The organism is Streptomyces sp. SCSIO 30461, assembly GCF_037023745.1.
Lineage (GTDB): Bacteria > Actinomycetota > Actinomycetes > Streptomycetales > Streptomycetaceae > Streptomyces.
Genome location: NZ_CP146101.1, coordinates 3,286,144 through 3,312,609, shown reverse-complemented (window position 1 = coordinate 3,312,609; position 26,466 = coordinate 3,286,144). Strand labels below are relative to the sequence as shown.

Annotated in this window: 16 protein-coding genes and 2 pseudogenes; 5 read left to right on the top strand and 13 right to left on the bottom strand. The window is 71.0% G+C overall.

Features of this window, described 5'->3' with window-relative positions:
- Window positions 1-266 precede the first annotated feature (266 nt).
- The 8 genes and pseudogenes from V1460_RS14600 to V1460_RS14565 all read right to left on the bottom strand — a co-directional run.
- Window positions 267-4,895, bottom strand: coding sequence for an amino acid adenylation domain-containing protein (locus V1460_RS14600; RefSeq protein ID WP_338674153.1), 4,629 nt, complete (start codon window positions 4,893-4,895; stop codon window positions 267-269).
- A gap of 70 nt (window positions 4,896-4,965) precedes the next feature.
- Entirely contained in the window at window positions 4,966-9,783 is a 4,818-nt protein-coding gene (locus V1460_RS14595) for an amino acid adenylation domain-containing protein (RefSeq protein WP_338674152.1), read from the bottom strand.
- A 459-nt stretch (window positions 9,784-10,242) separates the two neighbouring features.
- Window positions 10,243-11,517, bottom strand: a complete 1,275-nt coding sequence (locus tag V1460_RS14590; protein WP_338674151.1) for a glutamate synthase-related protein — start codon at window positions 11,515-11,517, stop codon at window positions 10,243-10,245.
- The gene (locus V1460_RS14585) at window positions 11,514-12,515 is read right to left on the bottom strand and encodes an asparagine synthetase A (RefSeq protein WP_338674150.1); all 1,002 of its coding nucleotides are present in this window, start codon (window positions 12,513-12,515) and stop codon (window positions 11,514-11,516) included. Before V1460_RS14585 ends, V1460_RS14590 begins: the two co-directional genes overlap by 4 nt.
- Window positions 12,512-13,915 carry a methylaspartate mutase gene (locus V1460_RS14580; RefSeq protein WP_338678053.1) on the bottom strand — a complete coding sequence of 468 codons (1,404 nt, stop codon included), beginning with the start codon at window positions 13,913-13,915 and terminating at the stop codon, window positions 12,512-12,514. Before V1460_RS14580 ends, V1460_RS14585 begins: the two co-directional genes overlap by 4 nt.
- An 80-nt stretch (window positions 13,916-13,995) precedes the next feature.
- Window positions 13,996-14,538: a cobalamin-dependent protein gene (locus V1460_RS14575; RefSeq protein WP_338674149.1), complete on the bottom strand. Its 543-nt coding sequence runs from the start codon at window positions 14,536-14,538 to the stop codon at window positions 13,996-13,998.
- Window positions 14,539-14,733: 195 nt separating this feature from the next.
- Entirely contained in the window at window positions 14,734-15,987 is a 1,254-nt protein-coding gene (locus tag V1460_RS14570; RefSeq protein WP_338674148.1) for a helix-turn-helix domain-containing protein, read from the bottom strand.
- 469 nt (window positions 15,988-16,456) lie between these two features.
- Window positions 16,457-16,645 (bottom strand): annotated as a pseudogene (locus tag V1460_RS14565) (MMPL family transporter); the annotation flags it as partial.
- 299 nt (window positions 16,646-16,944) lie between these two features.
- Here V1460_RS14565 and V1460_RS14560 point away from each other — a divergent pair.
- Together V1460_RS14560 and V1460_RS14555 are read left to right on the top strand one after the other, a co-directional pair.
- Window positions 16,945-18,153: a cytochrome P450 gene (locus V1460_RS14560; protein WP_338674147.1), complete on the top strand. Its 1,209-nt coding sequence runs from the start codon at window positions 16,945-16,947 to the stop codon at window positions 18,151-18,153.
- Window positions 18,154-18,190: 37 nt separating this feature from the next.
- Entirely contained in the window at window positions 18,191-18,967 is a 777-nt protein-coding gene (locus V1460_RS14555; RefSeq protein WP_338674146.1) for a crotonase/enoyl-CoA hydratase family protein, read from the top strand.
- Window positions 18,968-19,214: 247 nt separating this feature from the next.
- On the opposite strand, the gene V1460_RS14550 is transcribed toward V1460_RS14555, so the two are convergent.
- Window positions 19,215-19,481: a metal-sensitive transcriptional regulator gene (locus tag V1460_RS14550; protein ID WP_338674145.1), complete on the bottom strand. Its 267-nt coding sequence runs from the start codon at window positions 19,479-19,481 to the stop codon at window positions 19,215-19,217.
- Between the two features lie 342 nt (window positions 19,482-19,823).
- Here V1460_RS14550 and V1460_RS14545 point away from each other — a divergent pair.
- Window positions 19,824-20,858 (top strand): annotated as a pseudogene (locus tag V1460_RS14545) (rhodanese-like domain-containing protein); the annotation flags it as partial.
- Window positions 20,859-20,992: 134 nt separating this feature from the next.
- Here V1460_RS14545 and V1460_RS14540 read toward each other — a convergent pair.
- Window positions 20,993-22,030, bottom strand: coding sequence for an amidohydrolase family protein (locus V1460_RS14540; protein ID WP_338674144.1), 1,038 nt, complete (start codon window positions 22,028-22,030; stop codon window positions 20,993-20,995).
- A 124-nt stretch (window positions 22,031-22,154) separates the two neighbouring features.
- Between V1460_RS14540 and V1460_RS14535 the strand changes: the two genes are divergently transcribed.
- Complete coding sequence (locus V1460_RS14535; RefSeq protein WP_338674143.1) at window positions 22,155-22,883, top strand: TetR/AcrR family transcriptional regulator; 729 nt, start codon at window positions 22,155-22,157, stop codon at window positions 22,881-22,883.
- Between the two features lie 18 nt (window positions 22,884-22,901).
- Here V1460_RS14535 and V1460_RS14530 read toward each other — a convergent pair whose 3' ends face one another.
- Together V1460_RS14530 and V1460_RS14525 are read right to left on the bottom strand one after the other, a co-directional pair.
- A complete protein-coding gene (locus V1460_RS14530) occupies window positions 22,902-23,075 on the bottom strand; it encodes a Tn3 family transposase (RefSeq protein ID WP_338674142.1) in 174 nt (57 codons plus the stop codon).
- Window positions 23,072-23,740, bottom strand: a complete 669-nt coding sequence (locus V1460_RS14525) for a Tn3 family transposase (protein ID WP_338674141.1) — start codon at window positions 23,738-23,740, stop codon at window positions 23,072-23,074. Before V1460_RS14525 ends, V1460_RS14530 begins: the two co-directional genes overlap by 4 nt.
- Window positions 23,741-23,777: 37 nt before the next feature.
- Here V1460_RS14525 and V1460_RS14520 point away from each other — a divergent pair, with 37 nt between their 5' ends.
- Complete coding sequence (locus tag V1460_RS14520) at window positions 23,778-24,347, top strand: allene oxide cyclase barrel-like domain-containing protein (protein ID WP_338674140.1); 570 nt, start codon at window positions 23,778-23,780, stop codon at window positions 24,345-24,347.
- 701 nt (window positions 24,348-25,048) lie between these two features.
- Here V1460_RS14520 and V1460_RS14515 read toward each other — a convergent pair.
- The gene (locus tag V1460_RS14515; RefSeq protein WP_338674139.1) at window positions 25,049-26,416 is read right to left on the bottom strand and encodes an NAD(P)-binding domain-containing protein; all 1,368 of its coding nucleotides are present in this window, start codon (window positions 26,414-26,416) and stop codon (window positions 25,049-25,051) included.
- Window positions 26,417-26,466: the final 50 nt, after the last annotated feature.

Here is a 26,466-nt window from a genome sequence, read left to right as displayed (position 1 = left end):
AAGCACGAGCAGCCAGGGCGAGCGGTGGGCGTCCGGCCGTGCCGGGGCGACGGCTGTTGTCCCCCGGACCCGATCGGGCTGCCGGGCTCGGCGCGCGTCGGAGGGATCGGCCGGAACCGGGCCTCCGGCGCGTGGCCGGCGTATGGGACCGCCGGTGCCTGGCTGTCGAGGAACCGGCCCTCCGGCGCGCTGCCTGTCCGTCGGGCACCGACGAAATGCGCCGGTGCCACGTGCCACGTGCCCGATGCCACGTGCCCGATGGCACGTCAGACCTCGGCGGCCAGTCGCGCCAGCGCGTCCTCGTAGGCGTCGATGAACTCCTCAGCCGTGGTGTCGTCCACCAGCGCGCGCTGGTGGTCCACGGCGAGCAGCACGCGCTGCGAGACCGGGTCCTGGATCAGCGAGGCGCCGAAGGCGAAGCTGTTGGGCTCGTGCCGCAGGGTGGGCTCACAGCCGATCCTGCTGTCCTCGATCCGGGCCGCGCTGAGTCGGCCCAGCGCGTGGAACCGCAGATAGCCGAACTGGCTGTCGAGCGCGGTGTCGGCCATCATCCTGGCCAGCCGGGCGAAGGGCACCCGGCGGTGCGGCATCATGTCCAGCTCCTCCCGGTGCACGTGCCGTACCAGGGTGATCAGGTCCTCGTCGGGCTCGGCGACCAGCGGGACCGTGTTCAGGAACAGGCCGTACACCTCGGTACCGCCGAACCGCTCCAGTCGGCCGTTCATCGCCAGCCCCGTGGTGACCTGGCGGCGCCCGGTGATCCGGGCGAGGGCGTGCAGATGGGCGGCGAGCGCGACCGACTTGACCGGGACGGCGAGTGCGTCGGCGACCGCGCGCAGCCGACCCGGGGCCTCGGGCAGCACCCGTTCGACCGTGCGCGGCAGTTCGTGGACGTGCTCGCTGCCGGGCCAGAGCTGCCCGGTGGCTCCGTCGAGCCGCCGTTGCCAGTACGCCAGTGACTCCTGGTCGGCGGCGGCGGCTCGCTCCACGGCGACGAAGTCCCGGAAGGCGGTGCGCAGTGGCGGGTTGGGGGCGGAGACCGGATCGGCGGCGATGGCGGTGTGGCGTTCGAGGATCTCGGTGAGCAGGGAGGTGAAGCTCCAGCCGTCGAGGATGGCGTGGTGCTCGGAGATGGTCAGCTGGAAGGCGTCGTCGGCCAGCCGCTGCACGGTGATCCGGAACAACGGCGGTTCGGCGAGGTCGAAGGGCCGGTCGCGGTGGCTCTCGAAGACATCGCGTATCCGCTCGTCCTGCGCATCCACCGGCAGCGTACGCAGGTCCGCGAACTCGACCGGGGCGGGCAGTGTGCCGTGCACCAGCTGGAGCGGTTCGCCGTATCCGGAGAGGTCGAGGCCGGTGCGCAGGACTGCGTGCCGGGCCATTGCGTCGCCGACCGAACGGCGGAACGCGGTGGTGTCGAGAGTGCCGGTGATCCGATACGAGTTGACGTTGTGGTAGCTGTCGGTGCCCCCGGCGACCTCCATGTGGAAGACCATCGAGAGCTGCATCGAGACCATCGGGTAGGCGTCGCTGATCCCGGGCGGCAGCTCATCCCGGTCCTCGTCGGCGATCAGCGCGAACGGCCGGTCCGCACCGGGGTGGACATCCACCGGACGGGACAGCGGCAGCAGTTCGGCGACGGTCGGCGCGTTGAAGACATCCCGCAGTGTGACCTGCCAGCCGCGGTCGTGCAGTGCCCCGGCCAGCTGGACGGCTCGGATGGAGTCCCCGCCGAGTTGGAAGAAGTCGTCATGGACACCGATCCCGGCGACGCCGAGCACCTCGGTCCAGACCGCGGTGAACAGTTCCTCCTCCGGTGTGCGCGGCTCGACATGACCGCCGCCGGAAGTGGGTACGGCTCGGTCGGGGTCGGGCAGCGCGGACCGATCCACCTTGCCGTTGACGGTGAGCGGCAACGCGTCGAGCGGGGTGAAGCTCGCCGGGATCATGTAGTCGGGCAGTGAGCGCCCGAGGAAGTCCCGCAGGTTCTCCGGCCCGGCGGCCGAGCGTCCGGTGATGTACGCGGCCAGCCGGTCCTCGTGCACGGTGACCACGCATGCGTCCACCTCCGGGTGGGCGGCGACGGCGTTCTCGATCTCGCCGAGCTCGATCCGGAATCCGCGCAGCTTCACCTGGAAGTCCGCCCGGCCGACGTACTCGAGACCGCCGTCCGGCAGCCGTCTGGCCACGTCACCGGTCCGGTAGAGCCGAGCGCCGGGCGGGCCGTACGGGTCGGCGACGAACCGGCCCGCCGTGAGACCGGGGCGGTCCCAGTAGCCGTGTGCGAGGCTGCCGCCGCCGATGTACAACTCGCCGGGGACACCGGGCGGGCAGGGGCGCAGCCAGTCGTCAAGGACGAGCGCGGTGAGGTGCGGCATGGGTCCGCCGACCAGGCTGCGTTCGAAGCCCGCCCCGCCCGCGGCGACATCGTGGACGGTGACGTGGACAGTGGTCTCGGTGATGCCGTAGAGGTTGCAGAGCCGCGCCGGCGGCAGCGGGGCGAGTTCATGCCAGCGCTGCACCACACCCGGGTCGAGCGCCTCGCCGCCGAGCATGATCCACCGAAGCTCGGGCAGGGCACGCGGATGACGGCGCAGCGCGGGTTCGAGCTGCCGTAGCGCGGATGGGGTGAGGCAGAGGTGGGTGACCCGCTCCGCTTCGAGCAGACCGGCGAACTCGTCGGGCGAGCGGCTTGTGAGGTGGGGCACGACGACCAGGCGGGACCCGTGCAGCAGGGCGCCCCAGAGCTCCCACACCGTCCAGTCGAAGGCGTAGCTGTGGAACAGGGTCCAGACCGTGTCCGGGCCGAAGCCGAAGTGGTCCCGGCCCGAGTCGAGCAGACGGCTGACGTGTTCGTGGGCGACGGCGACGCCCTTGGGGCGGCCGGTGGAGCCTGAGGTGAAGATGAGGTAGGCGATATCACCGGGGCGCCCGGTGCGGGAGGGCCGGTTGGGCGACTGGGCGGCGATCTCCCCTGCCCGGGCAGTGAGGTCGAGGGTTCCCCAGGGCCCGTCCGGGGCGCGCTCGGGCCGGTCGGTGATGACCAGGCTGACGGCGGTGTCGCCGAAGACCAGGGCGGCCCGGTCGGCCGGTGCGGCGAGGTCGACCGGCACATAGGCGGCGCCGGTCTTGAGCACGGCCAGGATGGCGACCGGCACGGCGGCGGTGCGCTCGAGCAGCAGGCCGACCCGGTCTCCGGGGCGCACCCCGCAGGCGAGCAGGGTGTGTGCCAACCGGTTCGCACGGCTGTCGAGTTCGGCATAGTCGAGGGTGCCGTCGTGGTCGCTCACGGCGGGCCGCTCGGGGTACACGTCGGCGGCACGTTCGAAGAGGTGGTGCAGGCAGTCGCCCGGAGCGAGCCGGGCAGGGCGGTGCGGCGGTCCGGCGGAGGTGAGTCGGAGCACCGTGGCGTCCGGGTCGGCGAGGGCGGCGTCCAGCAGGGCGGCGTATTCGGCGGCGAGCCGGCGCACGGTGCCGGGGTCGAACAGATCGCTGCTGTATTCGGCCTCGCCGCGCAGCTCACCGCCGCCGCTGCCTTCGAAGACGGACCAGGTGAGATCGAACTTGCTGGTGCCGTTGGAGCGGACGGTGCGCACGGCGGTGGCGTCGCCGAGCGCGAGCGGCGCCCGGTCCTCGGTGTGGGCACCGAACACGACCTGGACCAGGGGCGGGTGCTGCGGGGTACGGGTGGTGCCGAGCATGTCGACCAACTGGTCGAAGGGGACGTCCAGATAGCCGAATGCGTCGAAGGCGCTGTCCTGGATGTCGGCGAGCAACGCGCGGAAGGTGGCGCCCGGGGCGAGCCGTACGCGTATCGGCAGCAGATTGACGAAGTAGCCGAGCAGATCGGCGAGTTCCGGGCGGCCGCGAGTGGTGACCGGGGCACCGACGAGCAGATCGTCGGCTCCGGTCCAGCGGCCCATCAGCAGCGCGAAGGCGCCGAGTTGAACGGTGAAGGGCGTGACACCCTCCGCCTCGGCGAGCACCCTGACCCGGGCCGCCGCGCCAGGGGCGAGGTCGAACGGCTCCGTGGCGCCGGCCTGGCTGCGCTCGGCGGGCCGCGGCCGGTCGCCGGGCAGTTCCAGCAGGGTCGGGGCTCCGTCGAGGCTCTGCTTCCAGTGGGCCAGGTGCTCCTCGTAGGAGGTGTGCTGCTCCTCCTGCGCCCAGTCGGCGTACTGGGTCCGCAACGGTTCCAGGACGGGTGCGCGCTGCTCACTCAACGCGGCGTACATCTCGCCGAGTTCGGTGTCGAAGAGCTCGGCCGACCAGCCGTCCCAGATGATGTGGTGGACCACGAACAGCAACGTGGTGCGCTCGTCCGCGAGCCGGAACGCCTCGGCGCGCAGCAGCGGTCCCGTACCGAGGTCGAACGGTTCAGCGGACCGTTCGGCGATCAACTGCTCCAGGCGGTCGTCCCGTCGGGTCTCGGGCAGCCCGCGGAGGTCGGTGACGGCGAGTGGCACGGTGAGTCCGGCGTGGACACGCTGGCGGGGGCCGTCGGGGTACAGGGCGAAGGTGGTGCGCAGCGTCTCGTGCCGCGCGGCCACGCCGTCCAGTGCCCGCCGGAGCAGCGTGAGATCGAGCGGGCCGGTGATGTCGTACGTCCAGGGGGTGGTGTAGGTGGCGGTCTGCGGATTCCAGCGGTCGAGGAACCACAGGCCGCGCTGGAGGCCTGAGACCGGCGCGGTGCGGGCCGTGCCCGGTTCGTCGGACGCCGAGGTCTCCGGGTCGACGGACCGGGCGGCGGCAGCGACCGGGGCGGCCGACAGGGCGACGGGGGGAGCGGCCGCAGGCGCTGTCGGCATGCCGGCCGACGGCCCGTCGGGCAGTTCGCCCGAAGGGGAGGCCTGGGTGGTGGTCGGCGGCGCGGCAGGCAGGTCGGCGGATGGGCTCACGGCCTTGTTCCCTTCGGTCGGGTGGGTCGGCTGACGGTCGGACGGGCTTGCGGCTGCACCGGAGGCGGCTTCATCGCGCGGCCAGACGTTCGGCGATGGCGCCGATCGTCCGGCCGCGGAACACCGCCTGCGGTGGGACCCGGGTGCCGGTCTCCCGGGAGAGCCGCATGGCGACCCGCACGGCGGCCAGCGAGTCGCCGCCGACCCGGAAGAAGTCGGCGTCGGGACCGAGCGCGTCGGTCAGTTTCAGCACAGCCCGGACGGCTTCGGCCACCAGTCGCTGCTCCGGGGTCAGGACGTCGGCCGGGGCCGCCTCCGGGCGCTCGGCGGGGGCGGGCAGGGCCCTGCGGTCGGCCTTGCCGTTGGAGTTGAGCGGCAGCGCGTCCAGTACGTCACAGGTGGCGGGCACCATGTGCTCGGGCAGGAGCCGCGCCAGATGGTCGAGCAGCGCGTCCTGGACCGGCACCGGCGCTCCGGCGGTCGCGGTCACGTATGCGGCGAGCCTGCGGTCTCCCGGGGTGGGCTCGTGGATGGTGACGACGGCCTCCCGTACGGACGGGTGGCGGGTGAGCGCGTCCTCGATCTCCCCGGGCTCGACCCGGAAACCGCGGATCTTCATCTGGTCGTCGATCCGGCCGGTGATGTCCAGCACCCCGTCCGCAGTGCGGTGGCCGAGGTCGCCGGTGCGGTAGAGCCGCTCGCCCGGCGCACCGAACGGGGAGGCGACGAACCGCTCCGCGGTCAGCCCGGGTCGGCCGACGTACCCGAGGGCGAGACCGCCACCGGACGCGTACAGCTCACCGGTGGTGCCGTCAGGGACGGGGCGCAGCCGCTCGTCGAGTACGTGGATCGCCTTGCCGTGCAGCGGGTGCCCGATCGGGATGGCGGCACCGGAAGCGTCCTCCCCGGTGGCACGGTGGCAGGTGGTGAAGCCGAGGCTTTCGACCGGGCCGTAGCCGTTGGCGACGGCCAGGTCGGGCCACTGTTCGAGTGCCTTGCCGACATGGGTGACGGAGGCTCGCTCACCAGCGGTGAACGCCACCCTGAGGTCGTCGTAGGTCTCCGGGAACTCTTCCAGAAGGAAGTTGAACAGGCTCGCGGAGAGCTGGAGTTGGGTGACGCCGTGCCGACGGGTGAGTTCGCTGACCGCCTGCGGTTCGGGCCGCTGGCCGGGCTGGAGCACGCACATCCCGCCAAAGGCGAGTGCCCCGTACAGCTCCAGGGCGAAGGCGTCCCAGGAGACCGGGGAGCACTGGAGCCACACCTCGTCGGGGCCGAAGCGGGCGTAGTCCTGGCCCAGGTACGTGGTGGTGAGGGCGCGGTGCGGGACGGCCACGCCCTTGGGGCGGCCGGTGGAGCCGGAGGTGAACATCACGCAGGCGAGGTCGGCACCGGTGACCGTCAGACCGGGGTCATGGCCGGGGCAGGCTTCGACGGCTGCGGCTTCGGCGTCCAGGTCGAGGTGGTGGGCGACCGGGAACGGCGGGCTCGCGTCCCGGTGGGTGACCAGCAGGGCGGCGCCGCTGTCCGCACAGGCACCGGCCAGGCGTTCGGCCGGGAAGTCCGGGTCGAGCAGGGTGTAGCCGGCGCCGGTCTTCAGCGCCGCGAGCAGGGCGACGACCAGGTCGGGTCCGCGCTCGACCAGGATGGCGACGGTGTCGCCGCGACCGATGCCCAGGCCGCCACCGAGGTGGTGGGCGAGACGGTTGGCGCGCTCGTTCAGCGTGCCGTAGTCGAGGCTCTCCGCACCGGAGACCAGGGCGACTGCGTGCGGCTGCCGGGCCGCCCGGTCCTCGAACAGCGTGTGCACGGGCGTTTCGACAGCGGCGGCAAGGGTGCCGAGCCAGGCTTCGCACAGCGCGGCCATGGTGGCGGGGTCGAACAGGTCGGAGTCGTATTCGAAGCGGCCGGTGAAGTCGGTGCCCCGGTCGTCGACGGAGATCGACAAGTCGAAGCGGGAGACCGGGTTGGAGTGCAGCTCGCGGGTGACCTCGGTGCCGCCGATGGCCAGCGGGCGGGTGTCCAAGGGGTGCAGCTCCAGCAGCACCTGGCAGAGCGGGTTGCGGTCATCGGTGCGGTCGTCGGGACGCTGCTCCATCACGGCGCCCGCGATGGCGTCGAACGGCGCCTCCTGGTGGCGGTACCCGCCGATCGCCACCTCGCGGACGTGCCGGACCAGCTCACGGAAGTCCATGCCCTCGTCCAGTCGTACCCGCAGGGGCAGCAGGTTGACGAAGTAGCCGATCAGTGCGTCGAGTTCGGCTCTTCCGCGGACGCTCACCGGGGAACCGAGCACCATGTCGCGCCGACCGGTGCGGCGGTGCAGGGTGAGCGCGAGTCCGGCGAGCAGCACCATGTACGGTGTCGCGTCCTCGCTGCGGGCTAGTGCCCGGACGGCTTCGGCGACCGCGCGCGGCATCGCGAAGCGGTGGAAGGCGCCTCGGAAGGCCTGCGCTTCGGGACGGGGCCGGTCGGCGGGGAGCACGGGCTCCGTCGGCGCCTCGCACAACTGCTCGCGCCAGTAGTCAAGCTGCCGTTCGGCGGTTCCGTCGTGCTGCTGCCAGCTGCTGTAGTCGGCGTACTGTACAGGGAGTTCGGGCAATCCGGCGGGACAGCCGGTGGACAGGGACTCGTACAGGGCGGCCACTTCGGCTTCCAGGACCGGTAGCGAACCCTCGTCCCAGACGATGTGGTGGCAGAGCAGCAGCAGGGTGGATGTGTCGCCGGTGCGATAGAGACAGGCGCGGACCAGCGGGCCGGTCTCCAGGTCGAACGGCACCAGCGCGGCCTCGGAGAGCAGGCCGTCCACGGCGTCGGCATCGGTCTCCACGACGGTGAACGGCAGTTCCACCGAAGCGTGGACCACCTGCCGGGGGCCGTCTTCGCCCAGTTCGAAGGTCGTGCGCAGTGCTTCGTGGCGGTCGATCACGCCCGCCAGGGACCGGCGGAGCAGCTCCGGGTCGACCGGTCCGGCGAAGCGGAACACCCAGGGCACGTTGTAGGTCGGCGCGCCCGGATTCCACTGGTCGAGGAACCAGAGACCGCGCTGGAAGTGCGCGAGCGGCGCCTCGGTGGCGCCCGTCCGGGTCAGCTCCTGGCGTTCGCCGCCGTCCGATGCCGCGGTCACCGCGGCGGCGAACTCGGCGAGGGTCGGGGCGTCGAAGATGGTGTACGGCGAGATCATGCCGAAGGCGTCGAAGACCCGCCCGACGACACGCACTGCGGTGAGCGAATCCCCGCCCAGATGGAAGAAGTTGTCATCGGCGCTGACTTCGGTCACTCCGAGCACGTCGGCCCAGACGGCGGCGATCAACTGCTCGGCGGGGGTGCGCGGCGGGCGCCGGCCCACGACCGGGGCGGCAGGCGGGGCCTGGGGCTCGGGAAGCGCCGCGCGGTCCACCTTGCCCCCGGCAGTCAGCGGGAAGGCGTCCAGCGGGGTCACGGTCGCCGGGACCATGTGCTCGGGCAGCCGCTCGGACAGGTAGGCGCGCAGCGCGGCGGGATCGGATGCGCTGCCGGTCGTGTACGCGGCGAGTCGGCCCTCGTGCGCCACGACGACCGCTGCGGCGATGTCCGGGTGCGCGGCGAGCACCTGCTCGATCTCGCCGGGCTCGACGCGGAATCCTCGGACCTTCACCTGGTGGTCCACGCGGCCGATGAACTCCAGCGCGCGTTCATCACCGGCATCGGTTCCCGCATCGGTACCGGTGTGCGCATCGCTACCCGTATGCGCATCGGACCGGATACCGGACCGCCGGACCATGTCACCGGTGCGGTACATCCGGGCGCCCGGCTCCGCCACGAACGGGTCCGCGACGAACCGGGCGGCTGTCGATCCCGGACTGCCCTGGTAGCCGGAGGCCAGCAGCGGCCCGCCGATGTACAGCTCGCCGGACGTACCGGGCGCCACCGGCCGCAGCCGGTCGTCCAGCACATAGGCCCGGCGGTCGCCGAGCGGGCGGCCGATAGGGACGGAGTCGTACTCCCCCGCGGTCGGCTGCGCCAGTTCGTGGACGGTGGCGGTGACGACGGTCTCGGTGGGCCCGTAGGCGTTGAGCAGCGGCACACCGGTGGCGGCCCACCAGCCGGAGGCGGCGTCGGGGTGGAGCCGGTCGCTGCCGGAGATCATCAGGCGGAGGGCACCCGGCGGACGGCTGTTCTGGCGCAGCGCGGCCACCACCTCCTGGAAGTAGCCGGCGGCGAGGTTCGCCACGGTGACACCCTCGACGTCCAGCAGCTCCAGCAGGGCGGCGGGGGCGAGCAGTTGCTGCTCGGGGACGAGGACGCAGGCGCCGACCGAGAGTGCGGTGAGCACCTGTTCGAGAGCCACGTCCACGGTCGGGCGAGCGAAGTGGAGCACCACGTCGTCCTCGGTGAGGCCGAAACGCTCGACGGCGGCGGCCAGATGGCCGGCCAGCACGGCGAGCGGCACATGGACGCCCTTGGGGCGACCGGTGGTGCCGGAGGTGTAGATCAGGTAGCCCGCAGCGGAGTCACGGGCACAGCTGCCCGGGTCCGGTCCGTTCACGGGTCCGGCGGGGTCCCGGACGGCCGTCGGCTCATCTGACGCGAGCAGTTCGCCGTCGGTGTAGGAGAGGGTCGCTCCGGCGTTCTCGCGGATCCAGCGGTTGCGCTCCTCGGGTGCCTCCCGCTCAAGTGGCAGGTAGGTGGCACCGGCGCGCAGGGCGGCGAGCAGACCGACCACGTGGTCGAGCCGGTCCCGGCCGGTGACGGCCACCGTCCGTCCGGGGGCGATCCGGGCGGCGAGGGCTCCGCTCAGCTCGTCCAGCTCCCGGTAGGCGACGGTCCGGGAACCGAGCCGTAGGGCTGGGCGGTCCGGGAACCGGTGTGCGACGGATATGAAAGGGAGATCGCGAGATTCCATCATCCAACCCCGATGAATTGACGACGCTGCGGGTGGTCGTCTCGAAAATATGGCGGTGTATCGGCGCCGATCGGCAGAAAGCCCGGAAGACCGTCGGCAGTTTCAACTGCCGGTCCAACGGCGCAAGTCACGGAAAGCGGTACAGCCCGCCGGGATGTGCTCGAACGCCCCGGCGGGCTCAAGGGCCAAGGGCCAAGGGAGACCCCATCCATCTGACGCCGCACGCCGATCCACCGGGATTGCGGACAGCCCTTAGGGAACCGGCTTAGGACGTGTTGCGAAAGTAGCTCCGTCCGCCCCGCAGGGCGGGGCCTGCGGCGTCTGGTGCGTGCGATCGCAAGGCGGAGGATCATCCTCGTACTGGACGTACTTGGATGACTCCGACAACGCAGCGAGCGTGCGTGCCAGGCGTCGCGGGTCAGGAGGGACTTTCGCAACACGCCCTGGGCCGGTAGTGCCTTGTCAGCCGGTCACGGTTATTCCGGGAAAGTCAGGGGACCATATGTCGTCCCGGTCCAATGCGGTCGGTGCGTATTTCCCGAGCGCACTGATCAGCAAGCGGAGTTCGAGCGCGAGGCACTCCGCGAAGCGGATCAGCCCGGCCTGCGGGTCCTCGGCCGCGGCGAGCAGTGCAGCTCTGCCCAGCCCCACGGCGCGGGCGCCGAGCGCCAGGCTCTTCACCGCACGGCCGCCCTCCCAGATCCGTCCGGAGACCAACAGGCAGGGCAGCGACCCCGCCGCCGCCAGCCGACGCAGGCACTCTGCCACCGGCAGCCCGACCTGGTCGGGGAAGATCCCCGGCGCCCAGCCGGTGCCCCCTTCGGCGCCGTCCACCGTCACTGCGTCCGCTCCGGCCTCGGTGGCCACCCGAGCGGCATCGGCGACGTCCCGGCCGGGGTGCAGCTTCACCCAGATCCGGGCGCGGGGGAAGTTGTTGCGCATCAACCGGATCTGCTGGCGCAGGATCTCCGCCGTGAAGGTGCCGGGAGTGCTGGAGCGCAGCACCCTGCCGTCACCGAAGACGTTGTCAAGACCGTATCTGTCACCGAGCCGTCCGGCTGCCTCCGCGTCCAGCACGGTCATCCCGCCGAGACCCGGCTTGGCCCCTTGGCCGAGCTTCAACTCGAAAGCCAGACGCCCTGATTCGAGCAGCGGCAGAGCGGCCGGGTCGCTGTAGACGAGATTCCACACCTCGGCGTCGGCGTCCTCGGTCGACTGCTGTACGGCCACACCGCCCCGTCCGTCCGGCAACTCCTCCCCATAGGCGCGAAGACGGCCGAGCAGCGCCCGGTCCGCAGCTTCGCCGAGTCGGCCGTAGCCGTTGACCGGGACGATGTTCTCCCCGATCACCATGGGGACTCCGAGTGCGCCCGCCTGTCGGCTGAGCGCGAGACCGAGGTCGCCACCGGCCGCCCGGGTGGAGCCGAGCGCGGACACGTACAGCGGCAGGGAGGAGGTGAACCCACCTATTTCGGTGCCGAGTTCGACGTCCCGGTAGTCCGGTTCGCGGCCGAGGTCGATCAGCCGGGCGAGCCGCTGCGGCATGAACACCGGCGGCGTGATCCGTGCCGCGTCGAGCGCGTCCCGCTCGCCGTCAGGGCGCCGGGCCTCCCGGTGCTCCGCGCCGAACAGGACCCTGCCGTAGTCGCCGGGCGGTGGGAAGGCCGCCGCCGTACCGACCCGGGCACGCCACCGGACCTCCTCCTCCGGGAAGCCCGGCGCCGACAGATCGCTCATGGCGACACCACCCCGGCCACCTTCGGGAAGGCACTGGCCTGCCAGACCGCTTCCAGTCCGGCGACGTAGCGGGTCAGCCGTTCGACTCCGATGCCGAAGCCCGCGCTGCCGGGTACACCTTCACGGACCAGGTCCAGATACCAGCGGTACTTCTGCGGGTTCTCGCCGGTCTCCCGCATCCGGGTGACGATCTCCGCGTAGTCGTTGGTGCGCTGGCTGCCGCTGCACAACTCGCCGTAGCCCTCAGCCGCGATCAGGTCGAAGTTCTTCAGCAGGCCCGGCTGCTCGGGATCCTCCCGGTCGTAGAATCCGCGCGAGCCCTTCGGGTAGTCGGTGACGAAGAACGGGCGGTCCCGCTGGGCGGAGAGCAGTGCCTCACCGGCCCAGTCGAGTTCGGCGTCCGGGCTCTGCGGATGCCCGAGTCCCTGTAGTTCGGCGACGGCCTCGGCGTGCCGCATCCGGCCGAACGAGCCCTTCAGCAGCTCGGCGAACGCGTCCACGTCACGCCCGAGTTCGGCGAATTCCTTGGGCAGTTCACGTATCGCGCTGTCGACCATACGCACGACCAGGCATTCGACCAGGCGAACGGCGTCATCCCGGGTCGCACCCGCCATCTCCACGTCGAGCTGATGGAACTCGGCCAGGTGGCGGCTGGTGCCGGCGGTCTCCAGCGGCTCCAGCCGGACGTTGGGGGCGATGCAGAAGATCTTGTCGAAGGCCAGCAGGGATGCCTGCTTGTAGAGGATCGCGCTTGTCATCAGCTTGTAGCGGTGACCGTAGAAGTCGACGTCGACCTGCTTGGAGCCGCGCGAGCCGGGGTCGGTGACCGGTCCGATGATCGGTGGAAGCAACTCGGTGAATCCCTGCTCGTGCAGGAACTCACGTGCAGCAGACAGAAGTTGGTGCTGGATCCGGAGCGCGCTTCGGGTGGCGGGCGCCGTCAGGTGGCGACCGGGGTCCGGGAGGGGTACGGAGGCAGTGAGCCTGTCGGTGGTCATGGTGTGGTAAGTCCCAACTCTCGTCGTGGCGTGGTCGTCGCGCGGGGCGGTACGGGCGGAGGCAGCAGGCCGGGGGCCGCGCCGAAGGCCGGCTGTGCGGCGGCGCGGGCGTCGTAGGCCCGCTGGACGTGGGAGAGCGCCGAGAGCAGCCCGGCGGAGCCGAGGATCGGGGGGCGCGGGCCTCCGTCCGAGCGGACGGCCAACGGCATCGACCCGACGCTCGACCAGCGCAGCCTGCCGTCGGACGCGATCGAGGTGCGGGACCGTCCGGCGTTGTCCGGGTGCAGGCAGTAGGGGACGTCCAGGTAGCCCGCCGCGAAGGCCTTGACCAGCGCGCGGCCCACGTCCGCGTCCAGCTCCAGCACAGCACCGATCAGGGCACGTGCCTCCGCCTCGATGCCGGTGTCCTCGATGCCGGTGCCCCCGGCATGCGTGCCCGACAGGGCGGCCCGCGGTGACCCGGCGCGCTCGGCGGCCGCGGCGGCCGCGGCAGTCTCCAGCGCCAGGACGTTCTCGCCCACCGTCGGGATGCGGTGCGCCTCGGCCGTGGTCTTGACGATCAACCGGTCGGCGCCCGCCCGCACCGCCAGCCGGGCCGCGTCTTCCAGTAGCAGCCGGGCGCCGCCGGGAGAGCGCGGGAAGACGCCCATGTAGGCGTAGAGCACGACGTGGTGGTCGACATCCGGCAGCAGTTCGGCGGCCAGCCTTCCGAGAACGGTGAGCGCCTCCTCGTCCTGGCGCGGGTCGGCCTGCTGGGCGTAGCTGAGGGAAAGGGAACGCAATCCGTGCTGTCGGAAGAACAACGCCTCCAGCACACTGACCGCGATCAGCAGGCTCGGTGGACAGAGTTGGCCCATCAGGCAGCCGCCGAATGTCTCCAGGTGCGGTTCGGCACCGAACTGCGCGGCAGAGGAAAGCAGTTCGCAGCAACGCTGCCAGTTGGCGACCGCCTCACGCAGCGGCGTGCGGCTGTACGGCAGGCAGTACGAGACCGGGCCGCCCTCGGTGGCGTCCAGGCCGACCGCCAGCAGCGCGCGGACGATGTGCTCCGGCATCGCGGAGCCGTGCCGGACCTGTACCGGGAACCGCGCGTCCGTGATGCCCCGCAGCACGGCACGTGTGGTGTCCGGGGGGTGGGTGGCGATCGGGTAGCCATTCAGGCCGACTCCCTCGGCGAGGGCGCGCCGCGCGGCCCCGAGGTCGCCGGTGCGGGTGTAGCTGTCGAGCGTGATGGTGCCCACGGTGACGGCGTCCGCGTTCCGGGTGGCGAGCAGGCCGTCGCGCATCAGCAGCGGGGCGGCCATGCCCATCCTGGGCTGGACGACGAGGGTGCCGGCCGCCCGGGCTCGGGCGACGAAGGCACCGAAGCCGGACTCCGGAACGGCGGGGGCGGACGCCAGGACGGTGGGGGTGGACGCCAGGACGGTGGGCGCGTTACGGCGGCCGGTGAGCGCCTCGCTCGTGCCACCGCCGAAACCGATCACAGCAGCACCCCCGACTCCGCGGTCAGCGCCTCAGGGCCGTCGGGCAGGCAGCCCGACCCGGGCGGCAGCGCCTTGGCCGCGGGAGACAGCGAGTCGACGAAGGACGTGAACTCCATTACCGATCCGCCCTCTTCGAAGACCCCGTCGAAACCTGCCGTCAGCAGCTTCCGCTGCCGTTCCGAGACACCGGAGCCGGAGCCGGAGCCCGCGATTCCGAGCTTCCCGCCGATCACGGTCGGGGTGCGGATCAGCTCAGGGCAGGCACGCAGCGCGGCGACCACGCGCAGACCGTCGTGGAATCCGTGCCCGTTGACACTGCTCAGCACGATCAGGTCCGGTTCGATCCGGCGGCACTCGGCGACCAGCAGTTCGTCCGGTACACACGCGCCCAGGTTCGTGACCCGGTGTCCGAGCTCTTCCAGCAGCAACTGGAGGAAGACCAGATTCCAGGTGTGCGAGTCCGAGGCCATGGTCGTCACGACGATGTCCAGACCGGCCGGCTCGGCCTTTCCGTACTGCTCCACGGCATGCTGCTCCACGGCGCAAACCCTCTGTGTCGGTAGATGGTGGGGAGTCCCGGGGAGTGGGGGGACTCCGGGTGTCCGGGGCGAAGGGGTGTCCGGTTCGCCCGGCCGTGGACAGAACGCTAGGGAGCATCCGGGCGCCGGACCGGCAGCTCACCCGGCAGGATTCGGGCAGTATCGGCAGCCCGGGACCGAGCCTCCGGCAGGGGCTCAGCTCGCCGCCGCGAGTTCCGGGTACGCACCCCCGCACAGGCGCCGGCAGAGGTTCAGCACGGTGAAACGGACACCGTCGCGGGCAGGGACGCTGCGGATCAGCCCGCTCGCCAGCAGCTCGTGCACCGCCGCGAGACCCTCCTGCGGCGGTCGTCCACTCAGCTCGACGGCATCCTCCCCCGACCAGTCCCCCGGCCTGGCCGCGAGCCTCTCCAGCAGATCCCGCTGATCGAGCGTCAGCCGGTCCAGCGCGGCCCCCAGGGCCGCACCCACGTCCGCCCCGCCGCCGTATCCGGCAGGCGGCGGTGCCAGCTGGAACGGACCGTCCGCCAGCTGCGCCACCAACTGGCGCGGGGACAGCACCGTCGACCAGCCCGCCGCGAATTCCAGTGCCCCTGGCAGACCGTCGAGCTGGCGGCAGAGCGCGGCGATGGCGGGCGCCTCGTCGGGCTCCATCCGGTAGCCGGGGCGAAGCCGTCTCAGGTGCGAGAGCAGCAATCGCACGGCCCCCACCTCGGCCAGTGCCACCGGGTCGTGGTCGAGTTCAGGACCAGGCGTCGGTAGCGGAGCGAGCGGGATCACCTGGCCGCCGGGCAGCGGCTGCGGGAGTCTGGCCGTGATCACCACCCGCAAGCCGGGACAACGGTGGAACAGATCGTCCAGCAGGACCGTGTCCACTCCGGCGTCGGCGCCGTCCAGCACCAGCAGGGTGGGCCGCTCCCCGATCGCACGGGCGAACTCCGCGCGGCGTTCGAGTCCGGCGGCCGGCTGCCGGACGCAGTCGATCCAACGTACCGACCACCGGGACGCGTGATGCAGCCGTCGTGCGACCTCCAGCACCAGTCGGGTCTTGCCGGCCCCGCCCAGTCCGGCCACCGTGACCAGCCGGTCGCCGTGCACGGCGAGTGCGTCGGTCAGGACCTCGGCCTCCAGCTCCCGGCCGACGATCGCACCCCGGGCGGCAGGCGGTGCGGTCGGTTCGTCGGGCGACTCCTCGACGAACGTCTGCCGGCGTGCGGCCGCCTCGAAGTTCGACCGGATGCCGCCCTCGAGCCGCAGCGCGTCGGCCAGCAGCCGGACCGTCTCCTGCCGGGGGCGCTGCACCCGCCCGCTCTCCATGTCCCGGATCGCGCGGACGCTGAGGGTCGCGTGATCGGCGAGCACCTGCTGGGTCAGACCGACCCGTTCACGCCGGATCCTGAGCAGCTCTCCGAAGCCCGCCGTCGACCGCAGCGGCTGAAAACCGTCCATGCCTCGTCCACCTTCCATGCGTTGGCCAATGCACTGGGGACCCGGGGCCCGGGCGGCGTACGGCACGCCGAGGGCGGCGGCGACCGGCGATGACCGTCGAGCCGTGTTCCCCTTGGCTGCGATGGTCCACGGCACGGCTCTACGGCCGATCAACGGCCGATCACCGCACGTTCACGCACCCACGCCGCACGCCGGCTGCCCGAGGGGGCGGTGAGCGCACGGGCAGGGCGGGGACACGGAAACGTGCCAGGCCGGAGACCGAGCGCACTGTGTCTCCGCGGTGCTCGCGGCCCTGGCCCTCCCTCCTGTCCCTCCTGCCTCTCTGCCCCTCTGGGCCCGCGCCCCACCGGCCTGGGCCGATCAGGGGCGGCGAACCGTTCGGAGCGGGCTGAGCAGCGTGCCGAAGCAGGGCGCGGGCGACTTCACCGCCATGGCCAGGCCGACGAAGCGGACCGTGCCGACGAGCCGTTCAAGACCGTGGAGGGCGACTGAGCGGTCCGGGCCGCCAGGCGCGCCGGCCCAGGTCGCGGACGAGCGCGGGCACCAGGAGGGACCGTACGACCAGGGTGTCGAGGAGGACGCCGAACGCGACGATGAACGCGATCTGGACCATGAAGGCCAGGGGGATCACTCCGAGCGCCGCGAAGGTCGCGGCGACGCGTGTACGGACGACGGATCCAGCGGCGGATCCCGAGAGGTGGCCCGGTCCATCGCAGGGCCGACGGCGAGCCCTGCCGCCCGGCTGAAGACACATGCCACGGGTGCGTCCCGCCCGGCAGGTTCGCTCTCGGCCCGTGGGCGCGGGAGCGCTCGGGAACGCGGCTGTACGCGCTGGGAGCACCGGTGTCCGTCCGGTTGCGGGTGTGTGCGCCGGGTGGGCCGGCGTGCTGCCGTATCCGCCGGTGGGGGGCTTCGTTGGTGAGGTGTTCACATCGACCAGTCCGAGTCGGAGAAGCCGTGTCCGCCCCTACTTCCGCAGATCAGCCGGCCGCATTGTCGGCGGCCCGGTGGTGTGATCCCTACCCGTACTTCGCCTGGCTGAGGCGGCACGCACCAGCCCACGTCGTGCGGCGCCCCGGCCAGCCCGCCGTCTGGCAGGTCTCCCGTTACGAGGACGTACGGGCGCTGCTGACCGATACGCGGTTGAGCAAGGACCCGGCTCGGGTTCCCGGGTACGTCCCTGGGCCGGCCGGCCTCAACCGTCACCTGGTCCATGCCGACCCGCCTGATCACACGCGACTGCGGACACTGGTGAACTCCGCGTTCGTGCCGCGCCGGATCGCGCTGCTCGAACCCCTGATCGCCGAGGTGGCACACCGTCTGCTGGACCGTGTCGAGCACAGCCTGCACATCGATCTGATCGCGGAGTTCGCAGCCCCGCTGACATTCCGGATGATCTGCGCGATCCTCGGTGTCCCCGAGCACCTCGACACGGTGGCCACCCGGGAGACGCTGATGGCGACCATCAGCCCCGGCGTGCCCGTGGACCCGGCTGGTGCCGAGACGGACCTGCACCGTCTGCTCGACGACCTCGTCGCCGCGAAACGGGCCGGAAGCGAAGTGGCCGGGGTCGACCTGCTGGGCGCTCTGGTGCGCGCGGGTGACGCGAGCGGAGTGATGAGCGAAGAGGAACTGCGCTCGACGGCCTATCTGCTCCTGCTGGTCGGGCACGACACCACCATGAACCTGATCGGGAACGGGATGCTCGCCCTCCTCGGCCACCCCGACGAAGCCCAGCGCCTGGCCTCAGACGATCAGGGCCCGCGCCTGGTCACCACCGCGGTCGAGGAACTGCTGCGCTATGACTCGCCCGTGCGCGACGCGACATTCCGTTGCGCGGCGGCACCCATCGAGCTGCACGGGCACACGATCAGTGCCGGCGACATCGTGAGCCTGCTCATCGGGTCGGCCAACCGGGACGAGGAGCGGTTCAAGGATCCCGACCGCCTCGACCTGGGGCGAACACCGAACGAGCACCTCGCGTTCGGGTACGGGCCGCACTTCTGCATCGGTGCTGCCCTCGCCCGACTCGAAGGGGCGATCGCCTTCCCTCTGCTGCTGCAACGCCTCGGTCCGGTAAGGCCGGCCAAGCCCGCCGCCGAACTGCCCTGGAGACCGGCCCGCGTCATGCGCGGCCTGGCCGCCCTGCCCCTGATCCGCCGATAGCCCGCCGCCGGCCGGCACACCGCACCGGAAGGACACCATGAGCAACCCCTCCGCTGATCCGATGGTGATGACTTCGCGACGCGACGGCGTCCTCGTCATCACCCTCAACCGGCCCCATGTCCGCAACGCCATCGACCAGGGCCTCGCCGACGCCGTCGACACCGCGCTGACGACACTGGACAACGACCCGGGACTCGAAGTCGGCATCCTGACCGGAACGGGCGGCCACTTCTGCTCCGGTATGGACCTCAAAGCATTTCCCACCGAAGGAGTTCCCCGTGTCGCCGACAGGGGCCTGGCCGGGCTGACCCGCGCCCACCGGGCCAAACCCCTGATCGCCGCTGTCGAAGGCGCCGCGGTCGCCGGCGGCTTCGAACTCGCCCTCGCCTGCGACCTCATCACCGCCGCCGACACCGCCTTCTTCGCCCTGCCCGAAGTCACCCGCGGGCTCGTCGCCTCCGAGGGAGGCGCCATCCGCCTGCCCCGCCGCCTCCCGCACCATCTGGCCATGGAAATGCTCCTGACAGCCTCGCCGCTCCCGGCCTCCGACGCCGCCTGCCACGGACTGGTCAACCAGCTCACCGGCGAAGGCAAAGCCCTCGACGCCGCATTCGCCCTCGCCGCCCGGGTCCAAGCCAACTCCCCGCACGCGATCCGGGCCACCCGGCAGGTCGTCAACGCCACCCGCGGCCTCGACGACGACGCTGCCTTCACCGTCCAGGACCCGATCACCGCTCCCGTCTTCGGCACCGCCATCGCCACCGAAGGTGTCCGGGCATTCTGCGAGAAGCGCACCCCCGACTGGACGGCATGACCTGGTCTGGTCTGTCGGCGATCTTCGGTACCGAACTGCCGGATTGCCCCACCCGGGGCGGGCGTCGGCGCACGGTGCCGTTGCAACGGCACCGCATCGCAGGCCCCGGGCGAGCCGAAGGATCCAAGGGCCTACGAGCAGGCCGTCGCCGTCCTGCCCGGGCGAGGTCCGATGGGGCCCGGGTCGCGGACGGAACGACCGCGGCCCGGCCCCCGGAAAGGGGCCGGGCCGTCTTGGCTGGGGAATGTCAGGCGAGGGCGAGGAAGAGCTTTTCGAGTTCTTCCTCGGTCATGGGGGCCTGGTTCTCGTCGGCGTTGGCCATGCACTGGCGCATGCCGCTGGCCACGATCTTGAAGCCGGCACGGTCCAGGGCCCTGGAGACGGCGGCGAGCTGGGTGACGACGTCCTTGCAGTCGCGTCCGGCTTCGATCATGGCGATGACGCCCGCGAGCTGCCCCTGGGCGCGACGTAGGCGGTTGAGGACTGCGCTGACTGCGTCGTCGTCGACCTTCACCGGTGCCTCCTGAATGTGTGCGCTGCCTTCCAATGGTACCCCAGGGGGTATCTGACCGACAGGGGGCGCCCGCGACGCGGAAACGAGCGTGCCGCAGGTCACACTGGCGCCGCACTCAGGTGAAGGAAATACCCATGGGGGCATTTGACAGGACACGAAGGCACCCTGCCGTCAAGAGATATAATACCCCTGGGGGTATCTGGATTCGATGATGTCGGATGCCCTTCGGGATCGGCTCGCCCGTGCAGCCCCGCGCCCTCCGGGGAGTTCCGGCTTCTCTCCTCGCCAGACGCCGGCCCGGTCCGCCATGCGCCGTCCTGCATACCCGGCTGAAGGTCTCTCGTGTTCTTCGCCCAGTACTACCTCGAATGCCTCTCCCAGGCGTCCTACATGATCGCGGACGAGTCGTCGGGCCACGCCGTGGTCGTGGACCCGCGCCGGGACGTATCGGAGTACCTCGCCGACGCCGAGGCCCGCGGGTTCCGCGTTGTCAGCGTCATCAACACCCACTTCCGCGCCGACTTCGTCGCGGGCCACCTGGAGATGGCGGCGCGTACCGGGGCATGGATCGGTTACGGCCGACGGGCCGAGACCGACTACGAGATCCGCAAGTTCACCGATGGCGAGACGATCAGCCTGCGCGGTACGAGCCTGGAGATCATGGAGACGCCGGGGCGCACTCCGGAGTCGATCAGCGTGCTGGTGTACGAGATGGACGGGGACCGCGTTCCGTACGGGGTACTGACCGGGGACGCGCTGTTCATCGGAGACGCGGGTCGGCCCGACCTGCTCGCCTCGGTCGGTGTGGCGGCCGACGAGCTCGGCGCGATGCTGCACGACAGCGTGCAGCACAAGCTGATGAGCCTGCCTGATGAGGTGAGGGTCTTTCCCGCGCACGGCGCGGGTTCTGCCTGCGGCAAGAACCTCTCCGCGGAGAGGCGGTCCACGATCGGCGAACAGCGGGCCACGAACTACGTCTGTGCGCCGATGAGCGAGGCCGAGTTCGTCGCCCTGGTCACCGCCGGACAGTCCACAGCCCCCGGCTGCTTCGCCTAAGATGCCGACCTCAACCGGCGTGAGCACGGCCTGTACGACCCGGCGGCGGCGCCCCGCCCGCTGACCGCGGCTGAGTTCGCCGAGCGCCGTGAGGCCGGCGCGGTCGTCGTCGACGCCCGCGACCCGCAGGAGTTCGCGGCCGGGCATCTGCGCGGCTCGGTGAACGTGCCCGCCGACGGCCGGTTCGCCGAGCAGGCCGGCACCGTGCTGGACCCCGCAACGGAGCTGCTGGCCCTCGCCCCGCAGAACCGTGAGGAGGAGGCCGTCACCCGTCTGGCACGCATCGATTGCCGACCGGCGGGGGCCCTGCCCCAGAGCGCAGGAAGCCGCCAGGCGGGGATGGTGAGGACCGCGTTCGCCGCGGATCCGGCGTGCGCCGAGGTCCGCCCCGGTGGGGCTGTGAGGGCCGGCCAGAGCGCGCGGTGGTGCTCCGGCCGGCCACTGCGGGTGGCGCTTCAGACCGTCAGGCGCTTGGCGCGGGCGGTGAGGCGTTCCCAGTTGCGGTGGCCGATGTCGGCCTTCTGCTCGTCGGTGAAGGGCGAGTTCTCCAGGAAGGAGCGGGCTTCACCGTTGCTGGTGTCGACGTAGGGGAAACCGCCGGGGCGGAAGCCGTAGGTGAAGGGGTAGTCGGTGGAGTACAGCATCCGGTCGGTTCCCATCACTTCGGCGGTCCAGCGCAAGTAACGGGGGCTGTTGGTGCCACTGCCGGCAACCCAGAAGTTCTGCTTGAAGTAGTCCGCCAGGGGCTGCCGCAGACCGCCTGCCTCAGCGAAGAAGCCGGTGTGGTCGAGGTAGAACAGCGCGACCTCGCCCCAGTGCCCGGCGATCACCTGCAGGTCGGGGAACCGGTCGAAGACCCCCGAGAAGATCATGCGCAGGTACTGGACACCGAGGTCGTAGTACCAGCCGAGCCCGGCGCCGGCCAGAACGGGGCCCATGGGCTCGGGGAGGTCGGAGTAGTAGGCGTCGATGACTGGCTGGACCGGTGTCTGCGGGTGGAAGTGCAGCGGCACGGACAGACGCTCGGCCATCGCGTACAGCTCATCGTTGTCCGGGTGGTCGGCCAACTTGTCCCCGGTACGCCCGTACAGCATGGCGCCGGGAAAGCCCAGCTCGACCACCGCGCGCTCCAGCTCGGCCGCGGCCGCGGCCGGCGACTGGGTGGGAATCGCAGCGAACGCCTGGAAACGAGCGGGCTGGGAAGCAACGACGTCGGCCAGCTGGTCATTGGCCTCGCGCGCCACCGTCACGGCGTCGGCCTCGGGCAGGTCCTGCACGCCCGGAGACGACAGGGACAGCACGGCGACGTCGATGCCCTGGTCGTCCATGTGGGCCAGCCGCTGCTCGCTGACCTCGTGCAAGTTCTTCGCGATCGGGCTGCCCCCGAAGCCACGCGAGAAGATCTGCGGCGATCCGGCCCTCTGGTACGCCTCGTAGACGGCCGGTACGACGACGGTCTCTTCCACCCCGATGATCCGCAAACGGTCAGACATGGCGGTTCTCCTCGTACTGATGTTTCCAATGAAACCCACAAACGGCACCAGCGATACTATCGATGTAAACGTGAAACGGATAACGGCGATACCAGTGCTGTCCCGATGGCGCTATCGTTGATCCATGCCTGTTGAACCGACCCTCACTCGGCGCGCCGCGGAACCCGGCACCGCCGCGCGGGAGCAGACGCGCCGCCGGATCATCGGGGCCGCGATCGGCCTGCTGGAGAGCGGGGGTCGCGACGCGGTCACCACCCGGGCGGTCGCCGACGCCGCCGGACTGCAGCCGCCGGCTCTCTACCGGCTGTTCGGTGACAAGAAGGGGCTGCTGGACGCGGTGGCCGAACACGGCTTCACCCGGTTCCTGGCAGCCAAGCAGCAGATCGAACCCACACCGCAGGACCCGGTCAAAGAACTGCGCGACGGCTGGGACACCGTGGTCGAGTTCGGACTGACCAACCCCGCGCTGTACGCACTGATGTACGGCGAACCCGCCCGGTCCACGACCGTGTTCCGGATCGGCCTCGAACACCTCATGGGCCGCATTCGCCGCATCGCCGGCGCGGGGCTCCTGCGCGTGGAAGAGGGACTCGCGGCCCAGATCGTCCACGCCACCGCCAGCGGCGCCGTCCTGACCTGGCAGTCCATCCCCGAGCCTGAGCGAGACCCCGCGCTCCTTGTCGCCCTACGCGAATCGATGATCACCACCATCACCACCCAGGAACCGGCTGTTGAGGAACCAGGACCGAGCGGTGCTGCCCGTGCCCTGCACGCAGCACTGCCCGGCCAGAAGGCCCTCAGCCAGGCCGAACAGCAACTTCTGACGGAATGGCTCCAGCGACTGTCCGCGTAACCAGCCCCATGCCCGGCGTCAAGTCCATTTCTCCTGCTCGATGGGGTCGTTGTCGGCGAGGACGCCCTGGTTGCCGAAGCCGACCCACTGGGAGAACCGGTTGAACGACTCGACCTTGTTCGTCGCCGCGGTCACCCGCCGGCGCAGCGGTGCGTCCGAGAGGTAGCGCAGCAGCTGCACCGTGCGGATCACCCGGCCGACCTCGCGGAACGCGGTGTAGGTGGCGTTCTTGTGCGAGCCCTCTCGTACGGAGACCTCGCGATGTAGGTGTCGGAGATATGGTGGTAGGCGATCCCGCCCGCCTTGCCGTAGCGCACGCTCGTCTCGGCGAGCAGGTTGTTGAGGTAGGTGTCCATGGGGGTGCCGTCGGCTGCCACGGCGGCGCCGTCGCCCCACGCCTGCGAGATGTCGAGCCGGGCGTGCGCGTTGACCAGGTCGGCGACGGCCTCGTTCAGCAGCGTGATGGAGAAGTGCCGGTTGGCCACGTACGACAGCTCATGCCCGGACACTCCGGGGATGTGTTTCGCGGCCTCGTACGGGCCCATGTTGGTGCCCTTGACGAACGTGGTCAGCACGTACCGGCCGAACGGGTCCTTCAGCTTCGGGTCGTTGCCCGAGGGCGGCCCGAAGCGGCGCCACCACTCCACCCAGTACGCGGTCCGGGCCACGATCCCCATCAGCGTGCGCTCCGGCATCCGCGCCTTGACCTCCTGCTCCAGCCGCTTCGCCGAGGGCCGCTGCCCCTCGGGCCGATGCGCTACCCCTGTGCGCACCCCGCTCACTTTCCGGGTGGGTGACGGGGCCACCCATTCGGCCATGCCCAGCAGGAAGAACGGCCCGTTCCCGCGTTGGATCACCTACGGAAGGACTTCCTCCCACAGAACGGACACACTCATGAAGACCTCACTCGCGCTGCCGCTGTGCGCACTGGCCCTCATCCCCGCGGCGCTCATCGCGCCCCTGGCCCATGCAGACACCGGCCACGACAAGAGCACCAGCTACGACAAGAGCACCAGCTACGACAAGAACAACGGCCGCGACAAGAACAACGGCTACGACAAGAACACCGACTATGACAAGAACAACGGCTACGACAGGAACCGGGTGAAGAAGTTCACCCTCACCACCACCGACTCACAGGGGGAGTTCCCCAACGTCACCGCCGACCTGCTGAACCAGCAGGACAGGAAAGTCGGCTTCGTCACGACCAACTGTGTCACGGTCGACTCCACCCCGGACGAGACCACCACCTGCTGGGGGTCCTACGTCCTCGAGGACGGCGAGATCACCTGGCAGAACGCCACACGCGATCCGAGCACCCCCTACCTCATCGCCATCACCGGAGGCACCGGCAAGTACTGCGAGGCCAGTGGTCAGATTCGCGTGGTCAGAACCGAGAATGACCCGGATGGCGGCCTCTACGAGCTGGAAGTGATCACCGGCCGCAAGTGCTCCACCTCCTGACCCGGCCCGTCTTCCCACCAGACACCCCACCTCTTCGTACGGCTATCGCGTACAAAGCGGTGTCGGCTCCGGGAAATGGCTTGCCCACAGGGTGTGACCTGCATAAACGCTCATGATCGCGGGCAGGGGGTTCGCGCCTCCGTTAGTACCTCCGGGGCAACTCCGGGTCCGCCCATGCAGACAACTGTGCAGACAACCGTCGGCGCAACCGTTACCCGGTGCCGGCGGGGCGGTCCGCCATGGAGGCTTGCCCGGGGCAGAGGCCACTACGGACACCGGCCAACGGGTCCGGCTTCGCTCAAGACGCCCTCCGACGGGGAGTGGTCGGCGGGACCGGACCCCTTGACCCAGCCTGTGACGTGCAGTGACGTGCAGGATTCCGCGTGAGGCCGCAGCATGGGGGCACGTCGCAGGGCAACGTGTGCGGCAGGTTGCCGGGCAAGCCTCGTCGCGGCAGGCTTACCCAGCCCCTGGGGGCTTGCCCGCCTTGACCGGCACCTCAAGGTCCAAATGCAGCGGCGTTGGTGATTGTCTGTCACGGGGGGACTTCGGCGCGGGTGAGGACGTTGACCTCCCCCGTCGCCATCCAGTCCAACTGGACCCCAGAAGTCGCCGGTCGACGGACGCACAGACGAAGCGCGGGGCGTGACCGGACCCCGGACCCGATCACGCCCGCGCACCTTGTCGACCGTACCGTCCGGTCAGCAGCCAGCCGAGGAGGCCGCCGGACCGCCGATGGCCAGCGTGGCGGGGGCCGCGCAGCAGGCTCCGCCGGTCTCCTCCGCGGCGGTGGGCTCGTCGAAGAGGCCGGCGCCACCGCAGACTCCGGTCTCCGGCAGGGTCAGCTCGACGCGCTCGGCGGCTTCCCGGTCGCCAGCGAGGGCTGCGGCGATGGAGCGGACCTGCTCGTAGCCGGTCATGGCAAGGAAGGTCGGGGCGCGGCCGTAGGACTTCATACCGACCAGGTAGAGGTCCTTCTCCGGGTGGGACAGTTCGCCCGCGCCGTGCGGGTAGACCGTGCCGCAGGAGTGCTGGTTGGGGTCGATCAGCGGCGCGAGGGCGGTCGGGGCCTGGAGGCGTTCGTCGAGGCCGAGGCGGAGCTCGTCGAGGAAGGCGAGGTCGGGGCGCAGGCCGGTGAGCGCGACGACCTCGTCGACCGGGTCGAGGCGGCGGCCGTCGTCACCGACGAGGACCAGGCGGCCGTCGGTGTCGCGTTCGGCGGTGTCGATGCGGAAGCCGGTGACGGCGTCGGCGTAGCCGTCGTCGACGGCCGCCTTCGCGGCGAGGCCGAGGGCGCCGCGGGCGGGGAGCTGGTCGGCTTCGCCGCCGCCGAAGGTGGAGCCGGAGATCCCGCGGCGCAGGATCCACGTGGTGTGGGTGCCAGCTCCGTCGTCGGACTTGGCCAGGTCGGCGAGGTAGGCGAGCGCGGTGAAGGCGGAGGCGCCCGAGCCGACGACTGCGATGCGCTTGCCCGCGTACCGGGCGCGGACGGTCGGCTCTTTCAGGTCCGGGATCCGGTAGGAGATCCGGTCGGCCGCCGACTTCTCGCCGAGGGCGGGCAGACCGCTGCCCCCGGCCGGGCTGGGAGCGGACCAAGTGCCCGAGGCGTCGATGACCGCGCGGGCGTGGATCCGCTCCTCGGTGCCGTCGGGGCCGGTGTAGTGGATGACGAAGGGCTGGGCCTCCCGGTCGGCGTCGACGATGCGGTCGCGGCCGCTGCGGGAGACCCCGGTGACGCGGGCTCCGTACCGGACCCGGGCGCCCAGGAGGTCTGCCAGCGGCTGGAGGTAGAGGGTGGCCCAGTCTCCGCCGGACGGGTAGGCGGCGCCGTCGGGGCGGACCCAGCCGGTGGGGGCCAGGAGCTTCTCGGCGGCCGGGTCGACGACCTCGGACCAGGGAGAGAACAGCCGCACGTGCGACCACTCCCGTACCGCCGTCGCCGCGGCGGGCCCGGCCTCCAGCACCAGGGGCTCGATGTTCCGCTCGATGAGGCGGGCGGCGGCTGCCAGGCCGATGGGACCGGCGCCGATCACGACAACGGGCAGGTCTGCGGCGGTGGATGCGTTCACGACGAGGCTCCCCAGTTGATTCGACAGTTGTCGATGTCCTGGGTTCCAGC

Coding starts and splice junctions, on each gene's coding strand:
- V1460_RS14585 (WP_338674150.1), bottom strand. CDS start 12,515: ATGACCACCGACAGGCTCACTGCCTCCGTACCCCTCCCGGACCCCGGT.
- V1460_RS14595 (WP_338674152.1), bottom strand. CDS start 9,783: ATGATGGAATCTCGCGATCTCCCTTTCATATCCGTCGCACACCGGTTC.
- V1460_RS14570 (WP_338674148.1), bottom strand. CDS start 15,987: ATGGACGGTTTTCAGCCGCTGCGGTCGACGGCGGGCTTCGGAGAGCTG.
- V1460_RS14535 (WP_338674143.1), top strand. CDS start 22,155: ATGCCTGTTGAACCGACCCTCACTCGGCGCGCCGCGGAACCCGGCACC.
- V1460_RS14590 (WP_338674151.1), bottom strand. CDS start 11,517: ATGAGCGATCTGTCGGCGCCGGGCTTCCCGGAGGAGGAGGTCCGGTGG.
- V1460_RS14540 (WP_338674144.1), bottom strand. CDS start 22,030: ATGTCTGACCGTTTGCGGATCATCGGGGTGGAAGAGACCGTCGTCGTA.
- V1460_RS14520 (WP_338674140.1), top strand. CDS start 23,778: ATGAAGACCTCACTCGCGCTGCCGCTGTGCGCACTGGCCCTCATCCCC.
- V1460_RS14555 (WP_338674146.1), top strand. CDS start 18,191: ATGAGCAACCCCTCCGCTGATCCGATGGTGATGACTTCGCGACGCGAC.